The 4,011-nt window shown below is 69.5% G+C and carries 3 protein-coding genes; 1 reads left to right on the top strand and 2 read right to left on the bottom strand.

The features are described from left to right. Positions 1–79: 79 nt before the first annotated feature. Positions 80–2,200 (bottom strand): DNA gyrase/topoisomerase IV subunit B, encoded by a 2,121-nt coding sequence (locus ACWGIU_RS31820; protein WP_453711578.1) that lies wholly within the window; start codon positions 2,198–2,200, stop codon positions 80–82. Between the two features lie 448 nt (positions 2,201–2,648). Between ACWGIU_RS31820 and ACWGIU_RS31815 the strand changes: the two genes are divergently transcribed. After that, a complete protein-coding gene (locus ACWGIU_RS31815; RefSeq protein ID WP_030016583.1) occupies positions 2,649–2,882 on the top strand; it encodes a DUF7455 domain-containing protein in 234 nt (77 codons plus the stop codon). Positions 2,883–2,990: 108 nt separating this feature from the next. Here ACWGIU_RS31815 and ACWGIU_RS31810 read toward each other — a convergent pair whose 3' ends face one another. Continuing rightward, a complete protein-coding gene (locus ACWGIU_RS31810; RefSeq protein ID WP_453711577.1) occupies positions 2,991–3,917 on the bottom strand; it encodes a serine protease in 927 nt (308 codons plus the stop codon). Positions 3,918–4,011: the final 94 nt, after the last annotated feature.

The raw sequence follows: 4,011 nt of genomic DNA, 5'->3' as shown, positions 1-4,011 counted from the left end.
ACAGGTGAGGGAGCGATGAGCGCCGGTATGCCGTGGCGCGTTCGATGCCGGGTGCCGCCGGACTGCGGCGGCACCCGGGTCAGGCGTCGATGCGGGAGCGGTCCAGGGTCGCCGCGGAGCTCGTGATGAACTCCTTGCGGGGAGCCACCTCGTTGCCCATGAGCAGGTCGAAGACCTGCTCGGCCGAGTCCAGGTCGCCGATGTTGATCCGGCGCAGCGTGCGGAAGCGGGGGTCCATGGTGGTCTCCGCCAGCTGGTCCGCGTCCATCTCGCCGAGACCCTTGTAGCGCTGGATCGAGTCCTTGTACCGGATGTTCTTGCGCTGGTACTCCAGCAGCGTCTGGCGCAGCTCGATGTCCGAGTACGTGTAGACGTACTTGTCCTGGCCCTTCTTCGGCTGGACCAGCTCGATCCGGTGCAGCGGCGGCACGGCCGCGAAGACCCGGCCGGCCTCGACCATCGGCCGCATGTACCGCTGGAAGAGCGTGAGCAGCAGGCAGCGGATGTGCGCGCCGTCGACGTCGGCGTCGACGAGCAGCACGATCTTGCCGTACCGGGCGGCGTCGATGTCGAAGGTGCGGCCCGAGCCGGCTCCTATGACCTGGATGATCGCCCCGCACTCGGCGTTCTTGAGCATGTCCGAGATCGAGGACTTCTGGACATTGAGGATCTTGCCGCGGATCGGCAGGAGCGCCTGGAACTCCGAGTTCCGGGCGAGCTTCGCGGTGCCGAGGGCGGAGTCGCCCTCGACGATGAAGAGCTCACTGCGGTCCACGTCGTCACTGCGGCAGTCGGCCAGCTTGGCGGGGAGCGAGGAGGTCTCGAGCGCGGTCTTGCGACGCTGCGCCTCCTTGTGCTGACGGGCCGCGATCCGGGTCCTGGCGGCCGCGACGATCTTCTCCATCACGGCGCGGGCCTGCTGCTTGTCGTCGCGCTTGGTGGAGGTCAGGAAGGCCTTGAGCTCCTTGGCGACCACGGCGGCGACGATCCGGGTGGCCGCGGAGGTGCCGAGCACCTCCTTGGTCTGGCCCTCGAACTGCGGCTCCGCGAGCCGGACGGTGACGACGGCCGTCATGCCCTCCATCGCATCGTCCTTGACCACGTCGTCCTCGGCGACGCGCAGCAGCTTGGCCGAGCGCAGCACCTCGTTCACGGTCTTGGCGATCGAGCGCTCGAAGCCGGAGACGTGGGTTCCGCCCTTGGGGGTGGCGATGATGTTCACGAAGGACCTGACGTTGGTCTCGTACCCCGTCCCCCAGCGCAGGGCGATGTCCACGCCGAGCTCGCGGGTGACCTCGGTGGGCGTCATGTGGCCGCGGTCGTCGAGGACCGGGACGGTCTCCTTGAAGGTGCCCGTACCGGTCAGGCGCAGGACGTCGCATACTGCCTTGTCCTGGGCGAGGTACTCGCAGAATTCGCTGATGCCGCCGTCGAAGCGGAAGGTCTCCTCGGTCTTGCCGGCTCCGTCGATGCCGCGCTCGTCGCGGACGACCAGGGTCAGGCCGGGGACGAGGAAGGCGGTCTGGCGGGCGCGCTGGTAGAGCGTCTCCAGGTTGAGCCGGGCGTCCTTGAGGAAGATCTGGCGGTCGGCCCAGTAGCGGACCCGGGTGCCGGTCTTGCCCTTGGCGACCCGCTTGACCTTGCGCAGGCCGTTGGCCGGGTCGAAGGGGCTATCGGGACCCTGCTCGGTGAAGATTCCCGGCACGCCCCGGCGGAAGCTGATGGCGTGGGCCGCGCTGTTGCGGTCGACCTCGACGTCGAGGCGGGCGGAGAGGGCGTTGACCACGGAGGCTCCGACGCCGTGCAGGCCGCCGGAGGCCGCGTAGGAGCCGCCGCCGAACTTGCCGCCGGCGTGCAGTTTGGTCATGACGACCTCGATGCCCGACAGACCGGTCTTGGGCTCGACGTCCACGGGGATGCCGCGGCCGTTGTCCCGGACCTCGACGGAGGCGTCCTCGTGGAGGATCACCTCGATGTGGTCGCAGTAGCCACCCAGGGCCTCGTCGACGGAGTTGTCGATGATCTCCCACAGGCAGTGCATGAGGCCCCGACTGTCGGTGGAGCCGATATACATGCCGGGGCGCTTGCGGACGGCCTCCAGCCCTTCGAGGACGAGCAGGTGCCGCGCGGTGTAGTTGGAACCGTCCCGGTCTGCTCCGGACAGCAGCGCGCTGGAAGGCACGGACGTGTCGGCGGTCACGCAGTTCGCTCCTCGCTGAATTTCTTTTCTGGCCCGGTCGGGCGCAGGGGTGGCTCGGGTGCCGCTCGAAGGGTACCGAGGCCAGGTAGAGCCGATGCAACGCCACCCTCGCGCATTCTTCAGCCTAGTGCAGATCCGCACGAGTGTTCGATCCACCGGGTGGGTGAAGGAAACATCACGTTCCCTTCCGCGCATGAACCATTTAGGGTTCGGGCACGTCCTCATGAACAACCTGGCACTCTCGCCGGGGGAGGATGGAACTGCAAGAAGCGCACGACTGACAACGCGAAACCGTAAAGCAACGCAATACGGCTCCTTCGCCGCCAACCGGCAGCAGCCGGCCAGCTTCGGAAGGAAGTTTCGAGGAAAAGCCGCGAGCGGGAACGTTTTCGGCCTGGTTGGATGTTGACCCTGGTACGACAGCTCGTCGAGCTAGAGAAGAGGCGACGTGACTACTGTTCTGACACCCGCGACCCCGCTGACGGCCGCTGACCGATGCGACCGTTGCGGCGCCCAGGCATATCTGCGCGTCGTCCTGCTGAGCGGCGGTGAACTGCTCTTCTGCGCCCACCACGGGCGCAAGTTCGAGCCGGAACTCAAGAAGATCGCCGCGGAAATACAGGATGAGACCGAGCGGCTGACGTCCGCTCCGGCTGCCAATGCCGAACCCGAGGACCGCTGACACAGGCCTGCACCTCGCATCCGACGAGCCAGGACCGGCCAGGCCGGTCGACGGGCGGCACCCTGAGACCCAGGGGCGCCGCCCGTCCTCACATCCGCCACCCTGCGGCTAGGACGTGCGATACCCCCGTACGGGCCCTGAGTGCGGCCCGGAGGCCCCGCGAGCGTCCCCCCGGATGTCCCGGACCCTCTCGGGCTGCGCGCCCGCCTCCGGGGCCAGTACGAATTCCACCAACGGCGCGATACGCGTGTAGACCCCGGGGCTGTCCGCGCGCCCACAGCCCCGGCCCCACGAGACCAGCCCGATGAGCCGCCCCTGCGCCACCAGCGGCCCGCCGCTGTCGCCCTGGCAGGCATCCTTGCCCCCGTCACCGTCCCCCGCGCACACCATGGACTCCGGGCGGTACCGGCCGTCCGCGTCCCCGGGGTAGGCCCGCCCGCAGACCTCGTCCGCGAGCACCGTCACCCCGGCGGCACGGAGCCCGTACGCGTAGTCACCGAAGCCGCTCGTGTCGCCCCAGCCGTACACCGCGGCGTCGGTACCGGCCGCGTAGGCGGGATGCCCCGCTCCGGCCATGGGCAGCACATAGTGGGCCGGCACCGGCTCGGCCAGCTCCAGAACGGCGAGGTCCCCGGCATTGCTCGCCGGGTCGTAGGCCGGGTTCACCCTTGCCCCGCGCACCGCGATCTCCCGGCCCTCGGCCGCCCGGAGCTCCGTACGCCCGGCGATCACCCGGAAGTCGGCCACCGATTCGACCGGGCCTCCCAGCACCTGGCTGCCGAGGCAGTGCGCGGCGGTCAGCACCCTGGTCGGGGAGACGACCACGCCTCCGCAGAACTGCCCGCCACGCGTTCCCCCGAACCGGTCACGGCTGGCGAGGGCGACGACCCAGGGGCTGTCGGCCACCTTCACCGGCTTCCCGCCGATCACCACACTGTCCGCGGCCGCCTGCGGCACCTGGGCGAAGGGCGCCGCGGCGGCTCCCGCCGCCAGGGTCAGCGCTCCCGCCAGAGCACGGGCAAAGGGACGACGCATGAGGCCTCCTGACTCCGAGTGTGCATGACTCCACCCAGAGTGGGTCGCCCTGTGGCAGAGCGCACCCGCGCGCCACCGTCGCCCTGTCGTCCCC

The sequence above is a fragment of the Streptomyces sp. NPDC054840 genome (assembly GCF_053611065.1).
The sequence above is the reverse complement of the archived record's forward strand: the minus strand, read 5'-3'. Positions and strand labels throughout refer to the sequence as shown.